Annotated in this window: 23 protein-coding genes; 12 read left to right on the top strand and 11 right to left on the bottom strand. The window is 47.4% G+C overall.

Annotated elements, in window-relative coordinates; translation table 11 throughout:
- Positions 1–6: 6 nt before the first annotated feature.
- From M1D67_RS19990 to M1D67_RS19980, 3 genes are read left to right on the top strand one after another with little or no spacing between them, the layout of a single operon-like run.
- Entirely contained in the window at positions 7–7,173 is a 7,167-nt protein-coding gene (locus M1D67_RS19990; RefSeq protein WP_479831470.1) for an amino acid adenylation domain-containing protein, read from the top strand.
- A gap of 2 nt (positions 7,174–7,175) precedes the next feature.
- A complete protein-coding gene (locus tag M1D67_RS19985) occupies positions 7,176–7,400 on the top strand; it encodes an MbtH family protein (protein ID WP_023857108.1) in 225 nt (74 codons plus the stop codon).
- The gene (locus M1D67_RS19980) at positions 7,397–8,830 is read left to right on the top strand and encodes an MDR family MFS transporter (RefSeq protein WP_105979568.1); all 1,434 of its coding nucleotides are present in this window, start codon (positions 7,397–7,399) and stop codon (positions 8,828–8,830) included. Before M1D67_RS19985 ends, M1D67_RS19980 begins: the two co-directional genes overlap by 4 nt.
- Before the next feature lie 52 nt (positions 8,831–8,882).
- On the opposite strand, the gene cls is transcribed toward M1D67_RS19980, so the two are convergent.
- Complete coding sequence (cls, locus tag M1D67_RS19975) at positions 8,883–10,331, bottom strand: cardiolipin synthase (RefSeq protein WP_023857110.1); 1,449 nt, start codon at positions 10,329–10,331, stop codon at positions 8,883–8,885.
- Between the two features lie 247 nt (positions 10,332–10,578).
- On the opposite strand from cls, the gene M1D67_RS19970 reads away from it, so the two are divergent.
- Complete coding sequence (locus M1D67_RS19970; RefSeq protein ID WP_023857111.1) at positions 10,579–11,022, top strand: YwnF family protein; 444 nt, start codon at positions 10,579–10,581, stop codon at positions 11,020–11,022.
- A gap of 50 nt (positions 11,023–11,072) precedes the next feature.
- Here M1D67_RS19970 and M1D67_RS19965 read toward each other — a convergent pair whose 3' ends face one another.
- The gene (locus M1D67_RS19965) at positions 11,073–11,570 is read right to left on the bottom strand and encodes a GNAT family N-acetyltransferase (protein ID WP_023857112.1); all 498 of its coding nucleotides are present in this window, start codon (positions 11,568–11,570) and stop codon (positions 11,073–11,075) included.
- A gap of 193 nt (positions 11,571–11,763) precedes the next feature.
- Between M1D67_RS19965 and spoIIQ the strand changes: the two genes are divergently transcribed.
- From spoIIQ to M1D67_RS19950, 3 genes are all read left to right on the top strand, one after another.
- Positions 11,764–12,639: a stage II sporulation protein SpoIIQ gene (gene spoIIQ, locus M1D67_RS19960; protein ID WP_023857113.1), complete on the top strand. Its 876-nt coding sequence runs from the start codon at positions 11,764–11,766 to the stop codon at positions 12,637–12,639.
- A 135-nt stretch (positions 12,640–12,774) separates the two neighbouring features.
- On the top strand, positions 12,775–13,380 hold the full coding sequence (locus M1D67_RS19955) for an RNA polymerase sigma factor (RefSeq protein ID WP_020453224.1): 606 nt from the start codon (positions 12,775–12,777) through the stop codon (positions 13,378–13,380).
- Positions 13,381–13,393: 13 nt separating this feature from the next.
- Positions 13,394–13,966, top strand: a complete 573-nt coding sequence (locus M1D67_RS19950; protein WP_023857115.1) for an ATP-dependent Clp protease proteolytic subunit — start codon at positions 13,394–13,396, stop codon at positions 13,964–13,966.
- Between the two features lie 47 nt (positions 13,967–14,013).
- On the opposite strand, the gene M1D67_RS19945 is transcribed toward M1D67_RS19950, so the two are convergent.
- The 3 genes from M1D67_RS19945 to M1D67_RS19935 form a co-directional block, all read right to left on the bottom strand.
- The gene (locus M1D67_RS19945) at positions 14,014–14,364 is read right to left on the bottom strand and encodes a P-II family nitrogen regulator (protein ID WP_003185936.1); all 351 of its coding nucleotides are present in this window, start codon (positions 14,362–14,364) and stop codon (positions 14,014–14,016) included.
- A gap of 19 nt (positions 14,365–14,383) precedes the next feature.
- Positions 14,384–15,595, bottom strand: coding sequence for an ammonium transporter (locus tag M1D67_RS19940; RefSeq protein ID WP_023857117.1), 1,212 nt, complete (start codon positions 15,593–15,595; stop codon positions 14,384–14,386).
- 148 nt (positions 15,596–15,743) lie between these two features.
- Complete coding sequence (locus tag M1D67_RS19935; RefSeq protein ID WP_023857118.1) at positions 15,744–17,042, bottom strand: hemolysin family protein; 1,299 nt, start codon at positions 17,040–17,042, stop codon at positions 15,744–15,746.
- Positions 17,043–17,202: 160 nt separating this feature from the next.
- On the opposite strand from M1D67_RS19935, the gene M1D67_RS19930 reads away from it, so the two are divergent.
- Together M1D67_RS19930 and M1D67_RS19925 are read left to right on the top strand one after the other, a co-directional pair.
- A complete protein-coding gene (locus M1D67_RS19930; protein WP_145645363.1) occupies positions 17,203–18,159 on the top strand; it encodes a magnesium transporter CorA family protein in 957 nt (318 codons plus the stop codon).
- 62 nt (positions 18,160–18,221) lie between these two features.
- A complete protein-coding gene (locus tag M1D67_RS19925; RefSeq protein ID WP_023857120.1) occupies positions 18,222–18,629 on the top strand; it encodes a CBS domain-containing protein in 408 nt (135 codons plus the stop codon).
- Positions 18,630–18,710: 81 nt separating this feature from the next.
- Here M1D67_RS19925 and M1D67_RS19920 read toward each other — a convergent pair whose 3' ends face one another.
- The 3 genes from M1D67_RS19920 to M1D67_RS19910 all read right to left on the bottom strand — a co-directional run bounded on the left by M1D67_RS19920 (position 18,711) and on the right by M1D67_RS19910 (position 21,099).
- Positions 18,711–19,658: an NAD(P)H-binding protein gene (locus tag M1D67_RS19920; protein ID WP_026580218.1), complete on the bottom strand. Its 948-nt coding sequence runs from the start codon at positions 19,656–19,658 to the stop codon at positions 18,711–18,713.
- A gap of 78 nt (positions 19,659–19,736) precedes the next feature.
- Positions 19,737–20,252, bottom strand: coding sequence for a TetR/AcrR family transcriptional regulator (locus M1D67_RS19915; protein WP_035400336.1), 516 nt, complete (start codon positions 20,250–20,252; stop codon positions 19,737–19,739).
- 118 nt (positions 20,253–20,370) lie between these two features.
- Positions 20,371–21,099: a YqjF family protein gene (locus M1D67_RS19910; protein WP_079289446.1), complete on the bottom strand. Its 729-nt coding sequence runs from the start codon at positions 21,097–21,099 to the stop codon at positions 20,371–20,373.
- A gap of 129 nt (positions 21,100–21,228) precedes the next feature.
- Here M1D67_RS19910 and M1D67_RS19905 point away from each other — a divergent pair, with 129 nt between their 5' ends.
- Entirely contained in the window at positions 21,229–22,050 is an 822-nt protein-coding gene (locus tag M1D67_RS19905; RefSeq protein ID WP_023857124.1) for a manganese catalase, read from the top strand.
- A 130-nt stretch (positions 22,051–22,180) separates the two neighbouring features.
- On the top strand, positions 22,181–23,110 hold the full coding sequence (locus M1D67_RS19900) for a manganese-dependent inorganic pyrophosphatase (protein ID WP_025810664.1): 930 nt from the start codon (positions 22,181–22,183) through the stop codon (positions 23,108–23,110).
- 46 nt (positions 23,111–23,156) lie between these two features.
- Here M1D67_RS19900 and M1D67_RS19895 read toward each other — a convergent pair whose 3' ends face one another.
- The 3 genes from M1D67_RS19895 to M1D67_RS19885 form a co-directional block, all read right to left on the bottom strand.
- Positions 23,157–23,735 carry an undecaprenyl-diphosphatase gene (locus M1D67_RS19895; protein ID WP_023857126.1) on the bottom strand — a complete coding sequence of 193 codons (579 nt, stop codon included), beginning with the start codon at positions 23,733–23,735 and terminating at the stop codon, positions 23,157–23,159.
- A 149-nt stretch (positions 23,736–23,884) separates the two neighbouring features.
- Positions 23,885–25,078: an MFS transporter gene (locus tag M1D67_RS19890; RefSeq protein WP_025810665.1), complete on the bottom strand. Its 1,194-nt coding sequence runs from the start codon at positions 25,076–25,078 to the stop codon at positions 23,885–23,887.
- A gap of 3 nt (positions 25,079–25,081) precedes the next feature.
- On the bottom strand, positions 25,082–25,510 hold the full coding sequence (locus M1D67_RS19885; RefSeq protein ID WP_023857128.1) for a MarR family winged helix-turn-helix transcriptional regulator: 429 nt from the start codon (positions 25,508–25,510) through the stop codon (positions 25,082–25,084).
- Between the two features lie 336 nt (positions 25,511–25,846).
- On the opposite strand from M1D67_RS19885, the gene spoIIID reads away from it, so the two are divergent.
- A complete protein-coding gene (gene spoIIID, locus M1D67_RS19880; protein WP_003185911.1) occupies positions 25,847–26,122 on the top strand; it encodes a sporulation transcriptional regulator SpoIIID in 276 nt (91 codons plus the stop codon).
- The last annotated feature ends 68 nt before the right edge of the window (positions 26,123–26,190 follow it).

The following is a 26,190-nucleotide window of genomic DNA, read 5'->3' as shown; positions in this document are numbered from 1 at the left end:
GCCTTAATGCTTGAATGTCAACATAACCGAAAGCCATTATCAGGAGCGCAAGCCGGCATTTGGTTTGCTCAGCAGCTTGATCCGGAAAATCCGATCTACAATACAGCTGAATACGTTGAAATTAAAGGCCCGCTTGATCAGGAGCTTTTCGAGAAAGCGCTGCGCCATGTCATGAAAGAAGCTGAATCATTCCATGCCAGATTTGGAGAAGATCAAGACGGACCGTGGCAAGTGATCGTTCCGTCGGCAGATTTTCCAATTCATTATGTTGATGTCAGCTCAGAAACCGATCCGGAACAGGCGGCGAAAAGCTGGATGAAGGATGACCTTGCCCGTCCGGTTGATCTGACTCGCGGTCCGCTTTTTACAGAAGCGCTTTTCAAAACGGCGCCGGATCATTACTTCTGGTATCAGCGAACTCACCATATCGCAACGGACGGGTTCAGCTTTACATTGATCGCCGAGCGGCTGTCAAAAATATATACCGCATTGATGCAGAACAAATCGATCGATCAGAGCGGAGCCTTTGGCTCCCTCGATTTGATTCTCGCGGAGGAAACGGCTTACCACGCATCAGAGAAGTATCAGGAAGATCGGCAATTTTGGCTTGAGCGATTCAGCGATGAACCGGAGGTAGTCAGTCTTGCCGAAAGGGCGCCGCGCACCTCTTCAAGCTTTCTTCGCAGGTCTGACTATCTGCCAAGTGAACATGCTGAGCGTCTTCTGTCTGCCGCAAGCAGAATGGGGGCAACTTGGCACGAAACCGTGATGGCAGCAGCTGCAATATATGTTCATCGGCTGACGGGGGCAAATGACGTCGTTCTCGGGATGCCGATGATGTGCCGCCTTGGGTCAGCCGCTCTCCATATTCCGGGTATGGTCATGAATCTCCTTCCGCTTCGGATTGGCATGCAGCCGGACATGAGCGTAGGAGAGCTGGTCAAGCAAATCTCAGCAGAGATGATGAAGCTGAGGCGTCATCAGCATTACCGCCACGAAGAACTGCGCCGGGAACTCAAGCTGCTTGGCGAAAATCAGCGGCTGTTCGGTCCGCAGCTTAATTTGATGCCTTTTGAGCAACGCTTGAATTTTGCCGGCTGTCAAGGCATCGTGCATAATCTTGCCACAGGACCTGTGGACGATCTGTCAATCAACATTTACGGCCGCCCGGACGGAGGCGGGTTGAAAATAAACATGGATGCAAACCCCGCTGTTTATCATGCGGATGAACTTGAACATCATATTCATCGTTTTCTTACTCTTCTGAAAACGATTGCCGATTGCGAGCAAACTCAGCCGGTGGGGACGTTGGATATTCTTCTCCCGGAAGAACGCGCTCAAATTTTAATCGAATGGAATCAAACAGACCGCGGTCTTCCAAATGAGAGTCTTACGCAACGATTTGAAATGATGGCGAAGGAGTACCCTGAATCTCCGGCAGTCGTTTCCGATGATGAGGTTCTCACCTATTCCGAATTAAATAAAAGGGCAAATCAACTGGCTCATCTGCTGATCAATAAGGGGGCGAAACCCGAGACATTCGTTGCTTTGGCCTTGCCGCGCTCAGCGGAAATGATTGTCAGCATGCTCGCCGTTCTCAAGGCTGGAGCGGCTTATTTACCTATAGATCCCGATTATCCGGCTGACAGGATCGAGTATATGCTCAATGATGCACAGCCGCTGTTTGTCATCACCAGCAAAAAAGCACAAGACATGATCAGTTCGCAAACGCCGAAGTTCATCCTTGATGAACAAACTGTTATGGAAAAAATCTCCGGATGTTCTGAAGGAAATCCCGGCAGACAGCATTCCGGCGCTCAGCCGGCATATATGATTTATACATCCGGATCAACCGGCAGACCTAAAGGCGTAGTTGTACAAGCTGAAAGCTTATTCAATTTTTTGCTTTCAATGCAGGATATGTTCCCGCTTAATCAAGACGACCGGCTGCTGGCCGTCACAACGATTGCATTCGACATCTCAGCACTCGAAATTTATTTGCCACTGATCAGCGGGTCGGCAGTCGTTCTTGCCGAGAAGGAGACGGTACAAGACCCCTCCGCATTGGCTAAAATGATTGAAACATACGGAATCACAATGATGCAGGCCACACCGACCCTTTGGTATGCATTGGCCTCGAGCGCTCCGGAGAAGCTTAAAGGTCTTCGTGCGCTTGTCGGAGGGGAAGCTCTGCAAGCCAGCTTGGCCCGGCAATTGCAGCAGCTTGGATGCACATTAACGAACCTTTATGGACCGACGGAAACAACGATTTGGTCTACAGCCGCCGCGCTGGGAGGCAACTGCACGAAATCTCCGGGGATCGGCCGTGCGATTTGGAATACGCAGCTGTATGTTCTAGACGCCGGATTGCAGCCCGTGCCTCCGGGAGCGGCTGGAGAACTTTATGTGGCAGGAACAGGAGTGGCGCGCGGCTACTTGAACCGTCATGCTCTCACGGCTGAACGCTTTATTGCGAATCCATACGGGCCGCCTGGATCGAGGATGTACCGGACGGGCGACCTCGTGCGCTGGCGCGAAGACGGGTCGCTTGATTATATCGGCCGTGCGGACCATCAAGTCAAAATTCGCGGATTCCGCATTGAGATGGGAGAAATAGAAGCGGTGCTTGCAAATCATCCGGTTGTTAAACAAGCTGCTGCTATTGTTCGTGAAGACCAGCCCGGTGATCCGCGTATATTTGCGTATGTCGTTCCCGCTTCGGGAGAAAGCCTTCATCCTGTCGAGCTTCGCGGCTACGTTGGTGAAACACTGCCCGACTATATGATTCCGTCTGCATTTGTCATTCTTGATGAACTGCCGCTTACGCCGAACGGAAAGCTTGACCGCAAATCCCTGCCGGCTCCGGCATTGAGTATGCATACGGGGGGACGTGAGCCAAGGACACCTCAAGAGGAAATATTGTGTGATTTATTCGCTGAAGTGCTGGGGGTGCCGCGAGTCAGTATTGATGACAGCTTTTTTGATCTCGGCGGACATTCGCTTCTGGCAGGCAGGCTTGTCGGCCGGATTCGGGAAACGCTTGGCGTCGAACTCGGAATCGGCCGTTTATTCGATGAGCCCACAGCCGCCGGGCTTGCCAAACAGCTTGATCAGGCGCAGAGCGCCCGTCCGGCATTGCGTAAAAGAGAGCGCCGGGAAGAAATTCCGCTGTCCTTCGCGCAGCGGCGCCTATGGTTTTTGCACTGTTTGGAAGGACCGAGCCCGACCTATAATATTCCGGTTGTCGTTCATTTAACCGGACGTTTGGACCAAGAGGCGCTGACAACCGCTCTGAGCGATGTGGCAGCAAGACATGAGCCGCTTCGAACAATTTTTCCGTATCAGCAGGGGACAACACACCAGCTGATATTGGAAGCGGATCAAGCGCGTCCCGAACTCGCTGTATCCCATGTCAGCGAACATGATTTGGAAAAAGTCCTGTCTGAGGCTGTTCGGCACCGTTTTCATTTAGAAAAGGAACCTCCGTTTCGCGCCCAGCTATTCGTACTCGGACCGGACAAATTTGTTCTTCTTCTGCTTTTGCACCATATGATTGGCGACGGCTGGTCTTTAACGCCGCTGACCCGCGATTTGGAAACCGCCTACAATGCGCGTCTGAATGGTGAGGCACCTGCTTGGGAGCCGCTTTCTATACAATATGCCGACTATGCCGTATGGCAGGAACATCTGCTTGGACATGAGAGCAATCCGGACAGTCTGATTGCCAAGCAGCTCGGGTATTGGTCAAAGGCATTGGAACATCTGCCTGATCAGCTGGAGCTTCCGACTGATCACCCGCGTCCGTCGGAATCAAGCTACAGAGGCGGTACGATTGATCTCAGCATTGACGAACAGCTACACGGCCGTTTGCTCGGTTTGTCCCGCAGCACCGGAGTCAGCATGTTCATGATTTTGCAGTCGGCCCTTGCCTCACTGCTGACACGGCTCGGAGCAGGCCACGACATTCCGCTCGGGAGCCCGATAGCGGGAAGAAACGATGATGCTTTAGGCGGAATTGTCGGATTGTTCGTTAATACGCTTGTGCTCCGAACAGATACATCGGGTAATCCAAGTTTTCGGGAACTTCTGAACAGAGTTAGAAAAGTAAATCTTGCAGCATATGAGCATCAGGACCTTCCGTTCGAGCGCCTTGTTGAAGTGCTCAATCCTGCCAGGTCAAGAGCGAGACATCCGCTGTTCCAAATCATGCTCGCCTATCAAAATACGCCTGAACCTGAGCTTGAACTTTCCGGCCTTAAATCAGACATTGACATTCGCAGTGTCGGCGCAGCCAAGTTTGATTTGACGATTGAGCTTCGGGAACATCGAAAAGCGGATGGAACACCCGCAGGTATCGGCGGATTTGTGGAATACAGCACAGATTTATTTGAGCGAAATACGGTTCAAACATTGGCCGAACGGCTTGTCAGACTGCTGGATTCAGCAGTATCCGACCCTGATCAGCCGATCGGAAGACTTGATATTCTCCTTCCGGCCGAACGTGAAAACATGCTGGCTGACTGGAGCAAATCGTCCAACAACATACCTTGTTCATCTTTGCCTGTTTTATTTGAAAAGCAGGCTGCGAAGGACCCGGAAGCCGTTGCGGTTATATATGAAAATGACTCGCTCACATACGGCGAGCTCAATAGACGCGCTAACCGGCTTGCCCATCTCCTGATCGCCAAAGGGGTCGGTCCCGAACAATTTGCTGCCCTGGCGCTTCCAAGATCTTTGGATATGGTTGTCGGACTGCTTGCAGTGCTGAAAGCTGGCGCGGCATATGTGCCTCTGGATCCGGACTACCCGGCAGAAAGGATAGCGTTTATGTTGAATGATGCACATCCTGCCTGCATCGTTACGAGTTCAGCGGTCGAATCATGCCTTTCTGTTCCCGCATCTGTTGAACGGATTGTCCTTGATGACCCTTGCATACAAGAGGAACTGAACGGATGCGCTTCTGCGAATCCGGTTGATGCCGACCGTACGAAGCCTTTGCTGCCTCTTCACCCGGCGTATGTCATTTACACATCCGGTTCGACCGGCAAGCCGAAAGGAGTGATCGTTCCACATCAAAATGTCGTGCGGCTGTTCGGAGCGACTGACCAATGGTTTCATATTGGCTCTGACGATGTTTGGACGATGTTTCATTCTTACGCATTTGACTTTTCGGTATGGGAAATTTGGGGAGCGCTGCTCAATGGGGGACGGCTTGTCGTGGTGCCTCATACAATCAGCCGCTCGCCGGCCGACTTTCTCAATCTTCTCGTACGCGAGGGAGTGACTGTGCTCAATCAGACCCCTTCCGCATTTTATCAATTGATGCAGGCTGACCGGGACAATGCTGAGACAGGAAAGTGCCTTTCCTTGCGCTTTATCATTTTTGGAGGGGAAGCGCTCGAACTGAAGAGGCTTGAAGATTGGTATGAACGCCATCCGGAGCATTTCCCGCGGCTGATTAATATGTACGGAATTACAGAAACGACGGTACATGTCAGCTATATTTCCCTCGATCAGCAGACTGCAGCACTTCAAGCGAACAGCCTGATCGGTCAAGGGATTCCCGATTTAGGTGTATATGTGCTTGATGAATACCTTGAACCGGTACCCCCGGGCGTCACCGGAGAGATGTATGTGTCGGGGGGCGGCCTCGCACGGGGTTACTTGGGCAGACCCGATTTGACGGCAGACCGTTTTGTCGCTGATCCGTTTGGTCCGCCCGGAACCCGGATGTACCGAACCGGCGATCTTGCCCGCAGGCGCCAAGACGGCTCTCTTGATTATATGGGCAGGGCCGATCAGCAGATCAAGATCCGCGGCTTTAGAATCGAACTCGGCGAGATAGAAGCGGTGCTTGTCCGCCATCACAAGGTGAATCAAGCTGCTGTAGTTGTAAGGGAAGACCAGCCCGGGGACAAGCGCCTGATCGCCTATGTTGTCCCGACGTCTGAAGAAGAAACTGATCCGGCTGAGCTGCGCCGGTTTGCCGCAGGCACTCTGCCGGAGTACATGGTGCCTTCTGCATTTGTAAAAATTGCAGACCTGCCATTGACTCCAAATGGCAAACTTGATCGAAAAGCGCTGCCTGAGCCTGATTTTGCCGCGGCTGTTAAAGGACGGGGGCCAAGAACACCGCAGGAAGAAATCTTATGTGATCTTTTTTCAGAAATCCTCAATGTGCCGCGGATTGGTATTGATGACGGATTCTTCGAACTTGGCGGTCATTCTCTGCTCGCCGTACAGCTGATGAGCCGCATTCGTGAAGCGCTCGGCGTCGAGCTCGGCATCGGCGACCTGCTTGAAGCGCCTACTGTCAGCGGACTCGCTGAACGGCTTGAATCCGGCGGCGGGCAAAGTGCGCTGGATGTACTGCTTCCGCTGAGAACCGGAGGCAGTCAGGATCCCCTGTTTTGTGTGCACCCGGCCGGGGGCCTCAGCTGGTGTTATGCCGGTTTAATGACTGCACTCGGGAAGGAATATCCGATATACGGCCTTCAAGCTCGCGGGATCGCAAGGCAGGAAGAGCTTCCTGATACGCTCGACGACATGGCCGCGGATTATATCAGGCACATTCGTACGATTCAGCCAACAGGGCCTTATCGTCTTCTCGGCTGGTCTCTCGGAGGCAATGTTGTACATGCGATCGCAACTCAGCTGCAGGAACAAGGGGAAGACATTTCGCTTCTTGTCATGCTTGATGCATACCCGAATCACTTCCTTCCAATTAAAGATGCACCTGATGAGCAGGAAGCATTGATTGCACTCTTGGCATTGGGAGGATACGATCCGGACAGCCTTAACGGGGAACCGCTGAAACTTTCCAGTGCGATCGATATACTGCGCCGAGACGGCAGTGCGCTTGCCAGCCTGGATGAGGCTGCGATCTTGAATTTAAAGGAGACTTATGTGAATTCCGTCCGGATTTTAAGCGAATATAAGCCCCGCGTCTTTCATGGTGATATCCTGTTCTTCAAATCTACCGTGATACCGGAATGGTTTGATCCGATCGATCCGGAGTCATGGCTTCCTTATCTGAACGGAAACATTGATATTCATGATATGGATTGCCGGCATAAAGATTTGTGCCAGCCGGAGCCGCTGGCCGAAATTGGACGTCATGTTGCGGAAAAACTGGACGGCTTGAAAAAGATACGGACAAGTAGGGAGAGATAACGATGACAAATCCTTTTGAAAATGAACAGGGCACATATGTTGTTTTAATGAATGAGGAAGGCCAGTATTCACTCTGGCCCGCCTTTGTTCATATTCCGGCAGGGTGGGAGATCGTCTGCGGGGAAACGAGCCGCAGCGCCTGCATCGACTATATCAGCTCGAATTGGACCGATCTCTCGCCGAACAGCTTGAAGCCGGCTGCAGAAGTTCACGGCGGTCAGCAATGAAGAGAAGGCCGTTCAATCAAAGGACGGTTGTCAGCATTGTATATGTAACGGCCATGTTTATGGCTGCAATGGATGCGAGTGTCATTAACATGGCATTGCCCGCCATCATGAACGAATTTCAAACTTTGCCGTCTGCTGCAGGCACAATTAACATCGGATACTTAGTCAGCTTGGCGGTCTTTCTTCCCGCAGCCGGCTGGTTTGGAGACCGCTTTGGGACAAAGCGTGTTTTCCTTGCCGCGCTTTCCATATTTACGGCTGCATCCGCATTATGCGGAATCGCTGACAATCTGGCGGCATTAAACGTATTTCGCGTGATCCAGGGAGCCGGCGGCGGATTGATCACACCAGTGGGAATGGCAATCTTGTTCAGGACGTTTCCTCCGCAGGAACGGGCTAAAATTTCGAGAGTTCTCGTCCTTCCGATTGCGGTCGCGCCTGCGGTTGGGCCGATCATCAGCGGGTTTCTGACGGATCAGCTGTCATGGCGCTGGATTTTTTACATTAATATTCCGATCGGTATGATCATTCTGCTGTTTGGCCTGTTATATCTTCATGAACATATGGAGCCGAAAGCGGGGAGATTTGATTGGCTAGGATTTCTTTTGGCTGGGCCGGGAATGGCGTTGGCAGTTTTTGCACTCAGCCAGGGGCCTGTGCAGGGCTTCGGCTCTCCGAATGTGCTTGTTTCAGGAACCGGGGGAGTGATTCTCCTCGCCATTCTCGTTTTTGTCGAGCTGAAGGCTGAGCATCCGCTGATTGAACTGCGCTTATTGAAGGACCGGGTTTTTGGAATGATGAGCGTCATTTCGCTTTTGACAGCAGGCGGACTCCTTGGCATGCTCTATATATTTCCGCTGTTGTGCCAGGAAGCACTCGGCTATTCTGCGACCGATACCGCTTTGATCACGTTTCCCGAAGCATTAGGCTTGATGCTGGCCTCCCAGCTGATGCCGAGGTCGTTAGATAAGCTCGGGCCGAGGCGGGTCATTTCCGTTGCGCTTTTAGGCGCCGCTGTATTGTTTGGGCTGCTGAGCCTGACCGGATACGGGTCAAATCTGTGGCTTCTCAGGCTGCTGTTGTTTTCGGCGGGCTTTTTTCTGGGGCATGCGGTTGGCGCTGCGCAGGTTGTTTGTTTTGCCAACATTTCATCCTCATCAATGGGTCGGGCAACGACGCTGTTTAATGTGCAAAACCGGCTCGGATCTGCTTTTGGAGTTGCCGTCATGTCGTGCGTCCTTGCTGTGCTCAGTCAGCCTGGCGCAGGGATAGAGCCCGATTTATCAGCTTACCGGACCGCTTTGCTCGGTGCAGCCGGCTTCCTCATGGCAGCATTTTTCATCGCACTCAAGCTCAAGGACGCTGACACTGAACGTCAAATGGACAAGCATGCTTCAGTTTCCAAGGGTGCGGCGGCTTCCGGTAAGTAAAACAAAAATCCTCCCGTTTCCGGGAGGATTTTTTTACCGCATGAATGACGCGCTATAAAATCGGCGACAGCAGGATCGAAATGGCTTCTTTGAAGCGGATCGATTTGCTTCTGTTTAAATATTCCTCATAGGTCAGCTCCCTTGAGACTTGCAGATCTTTTTCAAATGATAGGACAAGGCTTCTCGAAATTTCCTCATCGTATAAAAAAGCATTCACTTCAAAATTGAGCTTGAAGCTGCGCATATCAATATTTGCCGTGCCGACCGATGAAATTTCTTCATCTACAACAATTGTTTTCGCATGGATAAATCCGTTGTCGTAAATAAATACGGAAGCGCCGGCTTTTAAAAGTTCGCCGATGTAAGAATAGGTAGCCCAGTACACAAAAGGATGGTCGGGTTTGTTAGGAATCATGATTCTCACGTCAACGCCGGACAGACAAGCAATTCTGAGGGCATCGAGTAGGCTTGCGTCCGGAATAAAATAAGGCGTCTGTATAAGAATCGACCGCTTTGCCGTTGATATCATTTTAATATAGCCGTTTTTAATCTGCTCCCATTCTGAATCGGGGCCGCTGGTGACGATTTGCATGCCGATGTTTCCGTTGGAATCGATGTCAGGAAAGTGGTTTGGCATATATGTAATATCGTGATGGTGCGAGGCCTGATTCCAATCCAGGATAAAACGCGTTTGAATCGAATGGACTGCCGTTCCTTTGATTCTGAGATGCGTGTCCCGCCAATAGCCAAAAGCCGGATTTAGACCGAGGTATTCGTCCCCGACATTAAATCCTCCGACATAGCCGATGACGCCGTCGATGATGACGAGCTTGCGGTGGTTGCGGTAATTCATGCGCAAATTGATAAATTTAAAACGCGACGGGAAAAAAACTTCGACAAATCCTCCCGCCTTTTTCAGATCTTTGAAAAAGCTTTTCCTGAGGCTTCTTGATCCCAATTCATCATACAAAACGCGGACTTCAACGCCTTCTTTTGCTTTTTTGATCAGCGCGTCCCGCAGCTTTTTTCCGATCTCATCGCCTTTATAAATATAATATTGAAGATGTATATGGTCTTTGGCGTTTTCAATGTCGCGAAGCAGTCTGTCGAATTTCTGGCGTCCGTCCGTTAACAGCTCGACCGCATTGTCTTCCGTGAAAACGGCGTGGTTATTCAGAATGTGCATATAAATCAAGTCTTTGCTGTCCGCCGTCGCTTTATTGCGAAATTCAAACTCGCGGTTTTTCAGCTTGGTCAGCTGCTGTTCCAATATTTTTTCCATCCCGATCCTCTTTCGGTCTTCCCATTGAAAAAGGTGATTCCTGCTCAAATTGTGGCCGAAGAGCAAATAGAGGATAAAGCCAAGAACGGGAATAAAGAAGAGTACCAAGAGCCAGGCCCAGGAGGAGCTTGCATCCCGGCGTTCCCTAAAGATCACAACGATTGCCAATAGCGTGTTTAAAACTAATATAAAGCCGAGAAATATCGATGTGATGCTGATATTTTTAATAATATCCATATTGAACCTCACAAGACGGATTTGTTTTTATACATTCCATTTATAACAGTTACTCCCCTTTCAAGCAACTATCTCATGTTATACGGGGCGGGGGACGGAAAGTTCCTAATAAAAAGGGGAAAGGCAAAAAACTGTAAAACATGTTGGATCTAAGTTACGATATACATATAAAAAGCGTGATTTAATCAGCGAAACAACGCCTCTTTAACCAAATCGGGAGGGATTGATTATGGATATGGAACGTTTCCATCAAATGCCGGCTTTTATGAAAGAAGAAATGGATAACCTCAAGCATGTGGCGGCGCCGTTCTTAAAGAAAAGGCTGATATTTCTTTTTATCGCGATTCCGCTGCTTGTTGCTTCATTGGTTTATCTTTCTTCTTTTTGGGGGCAGGCATCCTATGGAACCGATTCAATGATAAAAATCGGCTGCGCTGCCGCAGCAGCAGCTTTCGGCATGGCGCTGTTCAGAGAGTCGTCTTACCAAAAAAGAAATGTTCAGCAATCGGTGATGCAATATATATTGGAACGGATGCAAACAAGCGAAGTGCTTTCCGATGAACGGAAAAGCCGGTACGTTCAGGCGGTCAAAGAAGAGCCGTTTACTGTGATGAGAAGCTTTTTGGAATTTTTAAATGAAGAAGAGATCAGAAGGCGCAGGCTGGCTGAATGATGAAAGAAAAAAAGAGCTGCATGACAGCTCTTTTTTTCGTGCCATGATGATCAGGCTTCATTCAATTCTTTTCCTAATATTTTTAAATCGTACCGTATTCGATCCATCTCGGCGATTCCGGGAAAGTGTCCCCACTCGGTAAAGCCGTATTTTTTGAAAAGCTTGATGCTCGGTTCGTTGTGGGCGAAAATAAACGCCATTAAAGAACGGATTCCAAGCTTTGGCGCGACTTCAAGCGCTTTTTCAAGCACCGCTGAACCCGCCCCTTTGCCGCGGTGGTCTTCATGAAGGTAAATGCTGACTTCGGCGGTTTTGTTATAGGCGGGCCTACCGTAAAATGATTCGAAGCTGATCCAGCCGGCGATATCCCCTTGTTCATTTTCCACAATATAAAGAGGCCTTGCCTCGGTATGGTTCAAAAACCAGTTCAGCCTTTCTTCAGGTGTGACGGGTTCTGTATCTGCCGTAACCATTCGCGACGCAATGGTGGAGTTGTAAATATCGACTACTGCGGGAAGGTCTTCCCGATTGGCGATCCGTAGTTTCATTCTCTCTGTCCTTTCTTCATATGTTATATCTTCGGCGTTTTTTCCGTTATCATGCACATTGGTGAAATTTCAGGTTTTAGGGCGGTTTTTACATAAAAACGAAGCAGCCGGTGCAGACTAACTTGAAAAAAAGTTTTTTGTAAATGTATATATTTTCTGAAAAGTGTTCAGAATGTTGCTGAGGTGATGAGTAATGAAAGAGGAAGAAAAGAATCGTACTTCCAAAATCACAAAGCTGCAACAGTTTTTTCGCAAACGCTGGGTATTTCCGGCCATCTATTTGACAAGTGCCGTCGTTGTATTAACCGCCGTTCTTTGGTATCAATCGGCTTCTAACAACGATGTAAAAGATCAGCTTGCTGACGATGGTAAGAAATCAGCCTATGATAACCGGGATGACGCGGTAGAAGTAGGCAAACCAGTTGAAAATGTCGCAATGCCGGTTGCTGATTCTGAAAATGTTTCTGTCGTTAAAAAGTTCTTTGAAACTGACGCAACTAAAGAAGAGAAAGAAGCAGCACTTGTAAACTATAATAACACGTACAGCATGAGCAAAGGTATCGACTTGGCTGAGAAAGACGGAAAAACATTCGATGTTTCCGCATCTCTCAGCGGTACGGTCATCAAAGCTGCAAAAGACCCTGTACTGGGCTACGTTGTTGAAGTTGAACATGAAAATGGTTTATCAACTGTGTATCAGTCTCTTTCTGAAGTAAGCGTCAAACAAGGTGACAAGATTGAACAAAATCAAGTCATCGGAAAAGCAGGCAAAAACCTTTACAATGAAGAAGGCGGAAACCATGTGCATTTTGAAATCCGCAAAGACGGTGTTGCGCTAAACCCGTTGAACTTCATGGACAAGCCGGTCTCCAGCATCGAAAAAGCGGTGGAGGAACAAGCGGCTGAAATGAAGGAACCTGCTCAGCCTTCTGTTGAAGAAAAGTCAAAAACAGAAGACAAAGCGAAAGATCAAACAGGTGGAAAAGACGACAAAACCAAACGGGAAGATTCGTCTGAAGGGTCAGAAAATCAAGACGGAACCCAGTCTGACGATTCAAGCCAGTCATAAGGCACGCTTCCCTCAGAGCGCCTATCAAATACGATAGGCGCCTTTTTTGTTACAATCATAAAAAACCCGTATCAAATTTGCAGAGCCAGCCGTTTATTAAGTAAGAGGCCTCTTTTAAGGAGTGTGAATGCATTCATGAATGAGCTAGAACAGCAAGCGCTGATGAAGTATTGCATGAGAATGACAGGTGATAAATGGGATGCCGAGGATTTAGTCCAGGATACCATCCTGAAATTAATCGAAATCAATCGAACAGACGCCTCACATGCTTATCAAAAGACGGTGGCAAAGCATAAATGGATTGACCTGCTCAGAAAAAGGAAACGCGAAATCTTTCTGTCTGAAGACAATCTGGAAGACGGGAGGGCAGAGCGCATGAAGGCGGCCGATGACTTCGAGCACCTGCTGAAACAGCTTTCCGGTATTTTAACGCCGAAGCAATTAACGATTTTTCTGCTCAAAGATGTGTTTTCCTTTCAGCTGCACGAAATCGCCGAGTCGCTCGGTAAGCCCGAATCATCCGTCAAATCGCTTTTATTCAGATCGCGTCAGCGATTAAAAAGGCTTTCTCCGGATGTTCTGCAAAGGGAAGCGGCGGACCGGGATGACGAACACATTGACCTGCTTGTTCGGGCGATATTGTATCACAACCCCGATGCTCTGCTCGAATTTGCCAAACAGACATGGCTTTTCGGCGCTTCACAGCCGTCCTGCATCAGCATGATGAGGTGTGCTGCCTAGGAGGAAAAAGGCTATGAACACCATACCTTACGTCATTGAGAAAACGGCTGCCGGTGAAAGATCGTACGATATTTTTTCCAGACTTTTAAAAGACCGGATCATTATGATCGGCTCTGAATTCAACGATGACCTCGCCAATCGGGTCACCGCCCAGTTGCTGTTTTTGTCAGCCGAAGACAATGAAAAAGACATTTCGATCTATATCAACAGCCCGGGCGGATCAACTTCCGCGGGATATGCGATTTTGGATACGATGGACTATGTGAACCCGGATGTCCGCACGATCTGCGTCGGAATGGCAGCTTCCATGGGAGCGATTCTTCTCGCCGGCGGAACAAAAGGCAAACGGTATGCGCTCAAAAACAGCGAAATCATGATCCATCAGCCGCTCGGCGGCGTCAAAGGACAGGCGACAGACATGGAGATTTCAGCGAAGCGGATCATCAAACTGAGGGAAAAAATCGAGCACTTTTTTCACGAACGAACGGGCCAGCCCATTGAAAAACTAAAAGCCGACATGGAACGTGATTATTTTATGGATGCGGACGAAGCGAAGGCATACGGTGTGATTGACGCCGTTTTATAACATCAGAAAAGCTCCCGGCTTAACTTCAGCCGGGAGCTTCGATCTTTTTATAAAGCGTCAGGACCTTCCTCGCCTGTGCGGATGTTGATGGTGTTTTTAATTTCGTATATGAAGATCTTGCCGTCACCGGGTTCCCCGGTTTTCAGGACGTTTTGCGCCGTCTCGGCCACCTTTTCGACAGGCACTTTGCTGACGACGATTTCGACTTTTAACCTTTCATATACATTGCTTTCGCGTTTGACCCCGCGGTAAAGCTCTGTATGCCCTTTTTGCAGGCCGCATCCGTGTACATTGTAAAACGTAATGGACGTTACCCCGATTTTGGCCAGCTCCGTTTTCAGCTTTTCAAAGTTTGTAGGACGAGTTACAATTTCCACCTTATACATTTGACCGCTCATACCATCACTCCTCCACAAATTAATCTTGATACGCTTTTTCGCCGTGCAGCGTCAGATCGAGGCCCAATGATTCTTCATCCTCTGAGGCACGGAGTTTAAAGAAGATACTGACTATCTTAATAATAGCGTATGTGACGATTGCGACAAACAAATATGTTGCGGCAATCGCAATCAGCTGTTTCCAAAGGAGACTGATGTCTCCGTAAAAAAGCCCGTTTGCTCCGTCTGCGTTGACTGATGTCGTCGCGAACAAGCCTGTCGCAATTCCGCCCCATGTTCCGCCGAGCCCGTGAAGTCCGAAGGCATCGAGCGCATCATCGTAGCCGAATTTTTTCTTCAGCGAAAACACACCCCAGAAACAGACGATTCCACCGATGAGCCCGATCCATACGGATGAGAAAGGCGTAACAAAGCCTGCGCCCGGTGTAATCGCGACAAGCCCCGCGATTGCTCCCGAGACGGCGCCGAGCATCGTCGGCTTTTTATTGATCAGCCATTCTGCCAAAATCCAGCCGATCAGCCCCGCAGCCGCAGCCGTATTCGTGTTGATAAAAGCGGTCATGGCGACTTCATCGATCGTCAGGGCGCTTCCGACGTTGAACCCGAACCATCCGAACCAGATCAAAGTCGCCCCGAGCAAAGTCAGAAGGAGGTTGTGAGGGGCGGTATCGCTGATATTTTTCCGCTTGCCGAGAACAATCGCAACAACCAGGCCGGCTACACCGGAAGAGATGTGAACGACGTTGCCGCCGGCAAAATCGATCGCTCCCAGCTCGTCAAGCCAGCCTCCACCCCATACCCAGTGGGCGACCGGCGAGTAAACGAAAACCGCCCAGAGCACCGAAAAAAGAATAAAGGCCGGAAAGCGCATTCGCTCCGCAAAGCTTCCGGAAATAATCGCAGTCGTCAGTACGGCAAATGTCAATTGGAACATCATATAAAGCGTATGCGGGATCGTCTCCGAATAATCGGCATTGGGTTCAAATCCGATACCTTGCAGTCCGATCCAATCCAAACCCCCGATCAATGGGTTTCCGGGAGCGAAAGCGAGCGAATAGCCGAACAAAATCCATATGATGGAAACGATGGCAATTGAAGATAAGCTGTGCATAACGGTGCTGAGCACATTTTTGCTCCTGACAAGTCCTCCGTAAAATAAAGCGATGCCCGGCGTCATCAGCCATACGAGCAAAGCGCAAAAGAACATAAATACTGTATCCCCCATCTGCATGTTTCATTCCTCCGTAGTCATTTAGATTGAGAGCAGATCTCTTTTTCTTTCATTATAGTGACAAAAGGGAGATATCATGATGAACATGTCAGATTTCCTCACATGGTTTTTAGGAAGAAAAGCGGACAGGGAGAGGCTGAAAGGGGGATTAATCGGTTTTTTCAACCTCAACTGCAACGATTCGATGTCCGTCCATATCTTTTACTTTGAAACGGAATCCTTCACTTTCGATCGCCGTTCCGGGCTTGCTCTCAATATTCTGCGTCAGCATCCAGCCGCCGATTGTATCAATCTCCTCATCTGATAAATGAATTCCGAGCAGGTCGTTTACATCGCTGACCAGTACTTTACCGCTGAGGATGTAATGGTCATCTTCCAGTTTCTGAACAGCCGATACTTCTTCAGTATCGAATTCATCGCGAATATCGCCGACGATTTCCTCGACGATATCCTCAACCGTCACAAGGCCGGATGTTCCGCCATACTCATCTACGAGAATCGCCATATGTGTATGCTCTTTTTGCATTTTGACGAACAGCTGGTAGACGGGAATCGTTTCAATCACATGGATAACCGGATGGATATATGGCTTTAACGGTTTTGTTTCTAAAGAAAACCCGCCTGCAAGCTCAGCCAGCAGCAGTTCTTTTATATTGATCATTCCGCTGATGTGATCCTTGTCTTCCTCCATGACGGGGAAGCGGGTGTGCTTTGTTTCTTTGATGAGCTGCTTCACTTTTTTTACACTGTCGTCAAGAGACAGGACGGTCATTTCATTGCGGGGCACCATAATTTCTTTTGCCGTACGTTCGTCGAATTTAAAAATGTTGTTTACATATCTCAATTCATTCTGGTTGATTTCCCCGCTTTGATAGCTTTCAGATAAAAGTGTTCGCAGCTCTTCCTCCGAATACGCCAATTCGTGTTCACCGGTCGGCTTCAGGCCGAACAGACTTGTGATCATGCGGGCTGAATGATTGAGCAGCCATATAAAAGGAAACATGATTCTGTAAAACCAGATCATCGGCTGTGCAAAAAGCAGAGTAACGGTTTCCGCTTTTTGAATGGCGATCGTTTTTGGCGCCAGCTCTCCGATCACAACATTGAGATAAGTGACCGATAAAAAAGCGGCCAAAAATGAAAGAATATGTGTCATCGACTCGTTCAAGCCGATTTTGGAAAAAAGGGGATGCAGCAAGGTCTGCATCGTCGGTTCACCAAGCCAGCCGAGGCCCAATGCCGTCACGGTGATTCCAAGCTGGCAGGCTGACAAGTATTCGTCAAGGTGTGAGGTCACTTCTTTTGCGGCAAGCGCGCCCTTTTTTTTCTGAATGATCAATTGGTCGATCTTTGTCCGCCTTACTTTGACGATGGCGAATTCGACCGCGACGAAAAAGCCCGTTAATGCGATTAATCCTGCCACTGCAATCAGCTTCAGTAATTCCAATGCCCCGCCTTCTCAAAAAGAAGGCGCCACCTCCTTTTCTATGAAAAACTCATACTGGCTTCATACCACGTGCCGCAGCGCGGCAAACATGATGTTTATTTACGCGGAGGGCGGGCAAAGAAATATAAAACGAATGGGCCGGAAGAGGAGGAGACGAAATATGAGAGTTTTTCAGGGAGAGGGCTGGACATGGTATCAGCTCGGCCCTCACGAAAAAGCGACAGCACAAGGGCTGATCCAGCCCGATCATTGGCCGGAATGCCGAAACTGGTTTCAAGGCGTTCCATCGGCCAATATCAATTGCATTGATATCAATGCTGCCGTTCAAGGCAAGGAAGCGATCTACGGTTCATATATTTACGATCAGGAAGCGGAAGTTCAACAAAATCGGACAGCATTTCATTTTTACTTAACGAAAGACTATTTTTTCACAATGAATTTAGATATCTCGCAATTTGAAGAGACAAACAGAAGGCCGATCGATCAACACTTAAAGCGATGCAAAGACGCCCCAGAAGTGTTTCTGATTCTACTGGGCGAACTGATGAGAATGTATTTGAAGGAACTTGAGCACTTTGAAGTTCACCTTGGAAAAGTAAGGTGGGGATTTCATCATGACAACAATAAAAGCATCATTGAACTGATTCATAAGCGGCGTCATGAACTGCTCGTCATAAGAAGTTTAATTTTATCGATGAAAAAGGTTGCAATGGGCCTTAAAGAAACTTTTTTAAGCAAATCGTTTGACGAAATCGAACAGCGCAGGACGTTTTATGAAATCGACAGAGGCATGTCATTGATCAAAGAGTATGCGAATGAAATCAATTATTTGCTTCATTCCGAGGAAGTGGTGACATCCCACAGAGGCAATGAAATCTTTAAAGCGCTGACGATTTTCACGACGATCTTTACGCCGATGACGGCTTTCGGCGCCCTGTGGGGAATGAACTTCGAAGTCATGCCTGAACTCTCTTTAAAGTACGGCTATTTATTTTCGCTTATTTTAATCGCCGTTTCGACCGCCCTTGTGTATTGGTATTTGAAAAAGAAAGGCTGGACCGGCGATTTATTGAGGGATAAAAAACGATATATGAAAAGGAAGGGCTCTTTTAAATAGGTTTAAGCCCGTGTTATATCGGAAAAGCACATAATAACCCCATCATAAAGGAGGAATTCCGAATGAAACTGAAGGACATCATGACAACCAATGCTGAATGCTGCGAGCCTTCTGCCCCGATTGCGGAAATTGCCGGTAAGATGCGTGATTACAATGTAGGTTCAATTCCGGTCTGCGAGAACGGAAAATTGACGGGGATCGTTTCAGACCGGGATATTGTTATCAGATGTGTAGCTGAAAATGAAACAGATGCGGCTGCTCGGGATATCATGAGCACACAGATGGTGACAGGGCGCCCGGATATGTCTGCTGAAGAGGCTGGTGATCTGATGGCGGAACACCAAATTCGCAGGCTGCCGATTGTTGAAGATGGCCGTCTTGTCGGAATCGTTGCTTTAGGGGATCTCTCCGTCTCACATGCGGATGAGAAAGCGGGAGAAGCTTTAAGCGAAATTTCAAAACCGGCTTAAACAGGTTGAAGGAAGAGCATTTTCAGCTCTTCCTTTTTTATAGTGCAATATTTAGTGATTGATCAATAACTAAAATTCAGCTTAAGTTTTCATTAAGCATTTCAATGTTTCTTTCAGCCCTTCTTGATAAGGTGTAGCGGGAATTTTTCCTATTCTCTTTTCATATTTTTCCCCGTTGAGAATGAATGTTTCTTCAGTTAAGTACATGATTTCTACTACTTCTTTCATTACTGGATCAAATAATCCGCTTATACGAATGGCAAGTTTATTTAATGGTATTACTAATTTATTATTTCCGGTAATTTGGCGTGCGATTTTTATGATTTCTTTACCTGAAATCAGTCCGGCGCCGGGAATGTTCCAGTTTTCACCGTAAGAATCGTCTTTACTTGCGATTTCCACAATCATTTTTGCGGCATCAGGCAAATATACGTACTCCCGGGGGGTTTTTAGATTGCCGATAAAAACAGCTATTTTATTTGCTGCCATTCCGGTTAATGTAGGCTGTAAATAAGAATTTTGCGAAGTTTTTCCATAATAGTCGGGCAGTCTGACGATTAATGGTTTGGCATTTTTCCATTTCTTATCGAATATTAAGTTTTCAAAATCCACTCTTATCTTTCCTTTTTTTGTATGGGGCAGTTTCGGATGATTTTCGTCTCCTTTGGCAATTTGTCGGCCGTAAACATATATTCCATCCACAATCACGATTTTCTTGCCTGAAATATTTGCAGCCTTCATTACACTTTCACCGAGAAGCAGGAGTTTATCCGCCATTTCATGATATTGAACATTGGCGCATTGAAATATCACATCTGCATCCTTTGCTGCTTCACTGATGGTCTGTGCATCAAAGACATCGCCAAGCTGATATGTTAATAGCGGTGTTGAATGATGTTCTTTTATGAGATTCTTTAGTTTATTTTCAGAACGGCCGAAAGCGATAACCGGAATATTTCTTGACAGCAATTCTGAAACTATCACTTGACCTGTTCCACCTGTTGCGCCTAAAACAATTGCTTTTTCCATTGAAAATTCCCCCTTGGGTAAGTTATTAATCAATCAATAACTAACGCTTAAATAAAAAACCGAAACAAATCGGTTATTTTATTCTGTTTGGCCGTGCATGATCTCCGGCAAATCCAAGAAATAGGAAATGTTGCAAAGTATCCCTCTTGCCAGGAAAGTCGTAACTTCCCTCTCTGCATTCGGAACATTCGCTTCCTGGAACCTTTCCAGCGTATAGTTTCTAATACGTGATAAGCCCGTTTTTGAACAATTTCTGATCGATTCCTCCGTAACGGATAGTCCGATGACCTGTAAGGCTATTTCATTAGGGTGTGATACAGACAACTCTTCATATGCTTTGATCATGTTTGCTACGATCTGTTCGGAGCTGGATTCGACATTTTGAAACGTTTGGAGGATTCTTTCAAAGGCCCGATCGAGCGCGGCAACGAACAACTCTTCCTTCGTCTTATAAAACCTAAATATATAGGGCTGGGAAATACCGGCTTTTTCAGCAATGAGTGCTGTCGTGGTATTATAATATCCCTTTTCTGCAAACACTTCTAATCCAGCTTCAAGTATTTGCTCCTTTCGGTTTTCCTTACTCTGTCTTATGATATGCCGCCTCCCTTCATTTTGTTATTGATTGATTACTTACTGAGATCGTAACAGATTTCGATTCAAGATTCAAGCACGTAATTTTTAAAACATGTATCTATTGGTGCAACAGTTTTCATCCCCGGTCCCGCTGCAAAGGCCAAAATAAGACGTGCTGCCGTTTGGCGTAATGGAGAAGCGGAGCGGTATCAGGCAATATGAGACCGCTTGCTCCGGGCACCGTGTTTTGTCGGATTTCGGCTTCGGCCCGCTGCAGCGTCCATGGAGAATGATGAATGTCTTCATAGTAGACCCGGTTGTTGTACGTGGTGTACAGGCGGTATCTTTCAGTCAGCCAGTATTCGATGGACCCTTTTTGGGCGGTAAAGGAATCTGACAGCGGGCGGTAGCTGGCGCGGAAGGCCGCTTTTGAATCATCCCTTCTGCTGGAAAATTCAATATGGTTTTTTTCTTTTACAAAGTTTATCCCGGCGTGAAAATAAGGCAAGTGGAACATTGCGCGCGCGCCGGCGACGGCTAAGCGCGAAGCGGCGTCAAGACTGAAAAAATAAATGCCCGGTATGCCTTTATATGATACATATGTCCGGACGTTCAGCTCGGGAAATCTGCTGACGAAAGGAAAGGGGGGCAAAAAACGGGGGCGCATATTTGTCAGCAGGAAAGGCAAAATGCCGATCCATGCTTTTCCATTGAATGTCTCCAGTTCCAAGGCCGCCGGTATTCGTCCGCGAATGGCTTCAGAATCAACAGCCCAATGGGCAAATAATACATGATTCCATGTTTGCGTCATCACCCACGGTCCTTCAGGCGGCGGAAAAGGACGGTGTGAAGTATTTTTAATCATAGAACAGCACTCCTTCGATTCGAATGTTGACCCGTCTGCAACACATCCCGAGCCTGTTGTACGGTTTTATCATTTCCCTTTACGGTTAATTCAAAAACGAGGATACAAAAAACGGAGGAGTGATGTGATTTGTTCAAGCATACGAAAGTGCTGCAGTACCCTGCAAAACCTGAAAGACCCGATCCTGTCTTCGCCAAGAAAATGCAGGAAATACTCGGCGGTCAGTACGGAGAAATATCTGTGGCCATGCAATACCTTTTTCAAGGGTGGAATACAAGGGGAAATGAAAAGTATAAAGATTTGCTCATGGATACGGCGGCAGAAGAAATCGGACACGTCGAAATGATTGCGACGATGATCGCGCGCCTGCTTGAAGACGCACCGGTTTACGAGCAGGAAAAAGCCGCAGACGATCCTGTCATCGGTGCAATTATGGGCGGAATGAACCCTCACCATGCGATCGTTTCGGGACTGGGAGCCATGCCTGAAAACAGCACCGGCGTTCCGTGGAATGCAGGCTATATTGTAGCGAGCGGTAACCTTCTGGCCGATCTGCGCGCAAATGTCAACGCTGAATCGCAAGGCAGACTGCAAGTCGCGCGGCTGCGCGAAATGACGGATGACAATGGTGTACAAGATATGCTCGGTTTTCTTTTAGCGAGAGACACGATGCACCAAAACCAGTGGATCGCCGCAATCAAAGAGTTGGAAGAAAAAGAAGGCGTCATCGTGCCCGGCACGGTTTCGGATGAAAATGAAAAAGAAGACATTGCGCATACTTTATACAATTTCTCGGATGGAGAAGAAAGCGCGCAGTTTGATTGGCTGAAAGAGAAGGCGCCGGACGGAGCGGAGTTCCACTACGAGAGCGGCCCTGTCGCATATGGAGAAAAACCGGTCTTGAAGCCCTCTCCAAAACGAAGCCACAATACACCTGACTATGGAGAATAGAGCCGAACGGCTCTTTTTTTATTTTTTAAAATGACAAAACACTCCGTAAATATTAAAATAAGTGACAGATTTGCAGATTTTTTTATTGTCAGGTAAGCTTACTATAAAAACAACAGTAAGGAGTTATATCATGAGTAAAGTACTTATTTTTGGCCACAAAAATCCGGATACGGATACGATTTGTTCAGCGATTGCATATGCCGAATTAAAAAAGGAGCTCGGCATGGACGCAGAACCCGTCCGCCTCGGCGAAATCAACGGCGAAACCGAATTCGCGCTTGAGAAATTCAATGCAGAAGTACCCCGCCTTGTGAACACTGTTGCGAATGAAACTGACAGCGTGATTCTGGTTGACCATAATGAACGCCAGCAGAGCGTCGATGACCTTGATCAAGTTCGCGTGCTTGAAGTCATCGATCACCACCGGATCGCCAATTTTGAAACGAGCGATCCTCTGTATTATCGCGCAGAGCCTGTAGGCTGCACGGCAACGATCTTAAACAAGCTCTATAAAGAAAACGGTGTCGAAATTAAAAAAGATATCGCAGGATTGATGCTGTCGGCGATCATCTCAGATTCCCTCTTATTCAAATCTCCGACTTGCACGGACGAAGATGTCAAAGCTGCAAAAGAATTGGCTGCGATTGCCGGCGTTGATGCCGACAGCTATGGACTCGATATGCTAAAGGCTGGAGCAGATTTGAGCGCAAAAACGATTCCTCAGCTTCTCTCTCTTGACGCAAAAGAGTTTACGATGGGAAGCCATAAAGTGGAGATCGCGCAAGTTAACACTGTTGATACAAACGACGTTCTCTCCCGCAAAGCAGAAGTTGAAGCAGAACTTGCAAAAGTGGTGTCTGAAAAAGGATTGGATTTATTTGTGTTTGTCGTAACCGACATTTTAACAAACGACTCGGTTGTCGTCGCTTCAGGACAAGCTGCACAAGCAGTGGAAAAAGCGTTCAATGTCACATTGTCAGACAACACAGCAACACTGAAAGGCGTTGTATCCCGCAAAAAACAAATTGTTCCGCCGTTAACCGAAGCCTTAAAAGGTTAAGGAAAGGAAATGAAAAACACCCGAATCATGAGATTCGGGTGTTTTCTTATGCCGTTCTGGATACGGCTTTCCGCAATTTCCGCAAGATCGATTCGTAGAGTGAGATGATCCGTTCAAAAAGCGGCTGCACATACGCTGAGAATCTAAATATAACGAGTGATACAAATAAAGCGACCAAAATGCTGCCTAAAACGTCAACAGGGTAGTGGTGTCCGACCCAAATACGGGAAAAGCCCGTCAACAACCCGAAAGCAATCAGGCAGGTTCCAATTTTCCGATGATAAAGCCAAAAAGCGATCGAAATGGCTAACGCCCCGGTTGTATGATCGCTGGGAAACGAGGCGTCGGCCGCATGATGAATTAATACGTCCACATGGTGAGCGACAAACGGTCTCGGCTCATAGTAAACCAATGACAGCAAATAATTTGCCGCCAATCCGAGAATACCCGTCACACCTGCCTGAAGAACGCTTATTTTATAAGAACGGTTTCCGAAGATCCAGATCAAAAGCAAAATGAGCGCATACATGTAAATTGCTTTTTCTGTAATCAAAATCATAGCGCTGTCCAGGATGTGGTTGTGGTTTGATAATTGATGAATACGTGTAAAAAGCCAATAGTTCAAAAAATCACCTTTTTAATAGAGTAGTAGTTTTTGGTCAGACAGTTAGGAGACGTATTTGATTTTGCAAAAGTTTCATTAAATGACAGATCGGACTGTATCAGCCGGCATGAAAAAAGCCGGGTAATCCCGGCCCGGCGAGGTTGAACGGCTTATTCAGCCATTGATATATCCCGCTTTTCCTTTGCGAGTGCGGGTTTTTGGCTCCATGTATACAGAAACAGATTGATGAGCACAAAAACGCCTGAGAATAAATAGATGTTTGAAAAACCGGCTTGTGCCACAACCAACCCGAAAACATAGGATCCGACTGCGATCCCGGTATCAAACAGCGTAAAATAAGTCGCCGTTGCATAGCCGCTCCGGTGAGGCGGCGAAGCTTGAATCGCCAAGGTCTGAAGGCACGGCGTGATAGATCCGTAGCCCATGCCGATGACAGCTCCGGATAGCAAGAGCATCCCGCTGCTGTTTGTGAAAGCAAGCAGGAAAAGCCCGGCGCAAAAAATGATAATGGACGGATAAATGACGACTCCGGGGCCGACTTTATCATACAGTTTTCCCGTAAACGGCCGCGTGATCATCATTGTCACTGCGAACACCATAAAGAAATAGCTGCTTGCTTCAATAAGGCCGAGAGATTTTGCATAAACAGAGATGAAGGAAATGACGCTTGAATAACAAAACGACACGAACAATCCGACCGTGGCAATCCGAATCGCGCCCTTTTCAAACATGTTGGAAAAAGACAACCTGAACACAGCCGAACGGATGTCGCTTCCTTTAGGAATCCGGACCAGTGCCGTGCAAAGGATGGCCACAGTGACGATTCCTGAAAATAAAATAAACAGATCGGAAAAACTCATTTTATCCAGCAGGTTCAACGCGATAAACGGACCGATGACCACCGCCAAATTCATCGACATGGCAAAGTAGCCCAAACCTTCCCCGCGGCGGGCCGGCGGAATTAAATCGGCTGCAATTGCACTCGTCACTGTCGTGATGATGCTGAACCAAATGCCTTGGAAAAAGCGAATGCCAAGCAGCAGGTAGATATCGTGAATATAGATATAAAGAAATGATGCCAAAGTAAACAGCACGACACTGATGAGCGCCATTCTTTTTTTGCCAAAACGTTCAATAACGGCTCCCGAAAACGGCCTCGCAAAAATCGCGGACAGCATAAAGCCGCTGATCAAAAGGCCGCCCTCTGACTCGGAACCGCCGAGCTCCTGCATTGCATAGACCGGAAGCACGGTCAACAGTGCGTAAAAATAGACGAATATAAATAAATTAATCAAAACGACCATGATAAAATCCCTGGTCCAAATGGGTTCAGCTTGCTTCATAGGCTACAACTCCTCCTGATGTCCTTCTAATAATTGATTTAACAGCCTTTGAAATGTTTTTTTATCCCGTTCTTCAAATACGGAAAGCATTTCCTCTTCAAATTCTTGCATTTTTAATTGAATGTCATCATATTTAATTTTGGCTTCTTCTGTCATTTTGACGACTTTTTCCCGTTTGTCATCGCCCTGTATCCGTTCTACCCAGCCGTTTTTTTCGAGGCGGCTGACGGTTCTCGTCACAGTCGGCGCCTCAACGTGCAAGTAAGTCCAAATGTCTTTTTGCGTCATCGGTCCGCAGGTGTGAAGACAGTATAGGATCGACCACTGTGAACCGTAAAGGCCGTATGCTTCGAGCTGTTCATTCGTTTTTTTAGCAACCATCCGCGTGCTTTGATTGAGCTGGTGAATAATCTTTCGATTAATATGTTCCATTCCCGGACTCCTTCAAAATAGTTACCTAGGTAAATAATAAACTTTATTCATTTTACCGGAAGCCAAGATTAGTGTAAAGTTAAAATTTTTGAAACCCGAAATAAAATTATCAGAGAAACCCCTTGTCCTCCTTGAGTTTTTAGCATAATCCCATTTGAATGCTAATACACTGATACAAACCTAACAAAGAGAGTGTTTGAGGTGAGGGATCGTGGGAGTATTTCAAAATTCTACTTGGAAAAGCATAAAACGAAGAAGCTGCGTAAATAGCGAATTTTTTCACAAGACGGATCTCATTTCACACTTCTCACATCCATTTTAGGGAGGTCGAGTGGTGTGCACGATTACATCAAAGAGCGAACAATCAAGATAGGGAAGTACATCGTGGAGACGAAAAAAACAGTTCGTGTGATAGCGAAGGAGTTTGGTGTTTCCAAAAGTACCGTTCACAAGGATTTGACAGAAAGGCTGCCTGAAATTAATCCTGACCTGGCCAATGAAGTAAAAGAAATTCTTGATTATCATAAATCAATCAGACATTTGCGGGGCGGAGAAGCGACAAAACTAAAATATAAGAAAGAGGAAATCTTTGAAAGAGAACCCGTGCAATAAGGAATAATGGCTCAGAAACGAGCGCCGTTTATCAGAATTTCCCGGTATCCTCCGTAAAAAGCCACAAA

This window comes from Bacillus sp. PK6-025 (assembly GCF_056530265.1).
This window is presented reverse-complemented; position numbering and strand designations above follow the sequence as displayed.

Bases quoted from the DNA above. Each gene is read 5' to 3' on its own strand.
- M1D67_RS19990 (WP_479831470.1), top strand. From the start codon at position 7: ATGCTTGAATGTCAACATAACCGAAAGCCATTATCAGGAGCGCAAGCC.
- M1D67_RS19945 (WP_003185936.1), bottom strand. From the start codon at position 14,364: ATGAGCGGTCAAATGTATAAGGTGGAAATTGTAACTCGTCCTACAAAC.
- M1D67_RS19965 (WP_023857112.1), bottom strand. From the start codon at position 11,570: ATGAAACTACGGATCGCCAATCGGGAAGACCTTCCCGCAGTAGTCGAT.
- M1D67_RS19920 (WP_026580218.1), bottom strand. From the start codon at position 19,658: ATGGAAAAAGCAATTGTTTTAGGCGCAACAGGTGGAACAGGTCAAGTG.
- M1D67_RS19985 (WP_023857108.1), top strand. From the start codon at position 7,176: ATGACAAATCCTTTTGAAAATGAACAGGGCACATATGTTGTTTTAATG.
- M1D67_RS19900 (WP_025810664.1), top strand. From the start codon at position 22,181: ATGAGTAAAGTACTTATTTTTGGCCACAAAAATCCGGATACGGATACG.
- M1D67_RS19980 (WP_105979568.1), top strand. From the start codon at position 7,397: ATGAAGAGAAGGCCGTTCAATCAAAGGACGGTTGTCAGCATTGTATAT.
- M1D67_RS19955 (WP_020453224.1), top strand. From the start codon at position 12,775: ATGAATGAGCTAGAACAGCAAGCGCTGATGAAGTATTGCATGAGAATG.
- spoIIQ (WP_023857113.1), top strand. From the start codon at position 11,764: ATGAAAGAGGAAGAAAAGAATCGTACTTCCAAAATCACAAAGCTGCAA.
- M1D67_RS19890 (WP_025810665.1), bottom strand. From the start codon at position 25,078: ATGAAGCAAGCTGAACCCATTTGGACCAGGGATTTTATCATGGTCGTT.
- M1D67_RS19940 (WP_023857117.1), bottom strand. From the start codon at position 15,595: ATGCAGATGGGGGATACAGTATTTATGTTCTTTTGCGCTTTGCTCGTA.
- M1D67_RS19950 (WP_023857115.1), top strand. From the start codon at position 13,394: ATGAACACCATACCTTACGTCATTGAGAAAACGGCTGCCGGTGAAAGA.
- M1D67_RS19885 (WP_023857128.1), bottom strand. From the start codon at position 25,510: ATGGAACATATTAATCGAAAGATTATTCACCAGCTCAATCAAAGCACG.
- M1D67_RS19925 (WP_023857120.1), top strand. From the start codon at position 18,222: ATGAAACTGAAGGACATCATGACAACCAATGCTGAATGCTGCGAGCCT.
- M1D67_RS19930 (WP_145645363.1), top strand. From the start codon at position 17,203: ATGAGAGTTTTTCAGGGAGAGGGCTGGACATGGTATCAGCTCGGCCCT.
- M1D67_RS19970 (WP_023857111.1), top strand. From the start codon at position 10,579: ATGGATATGGAACGTTTCCATCAAATGCCGGCTTTTATGAAAGAAGAA.
- M1D67_RS19910 (WP_079289446.1), bottom strand. From the start codon at position 21,099: ATGATTAAAAATACTTCACACCGTCCTTTTCCGCCGCCTGAAGGACCG.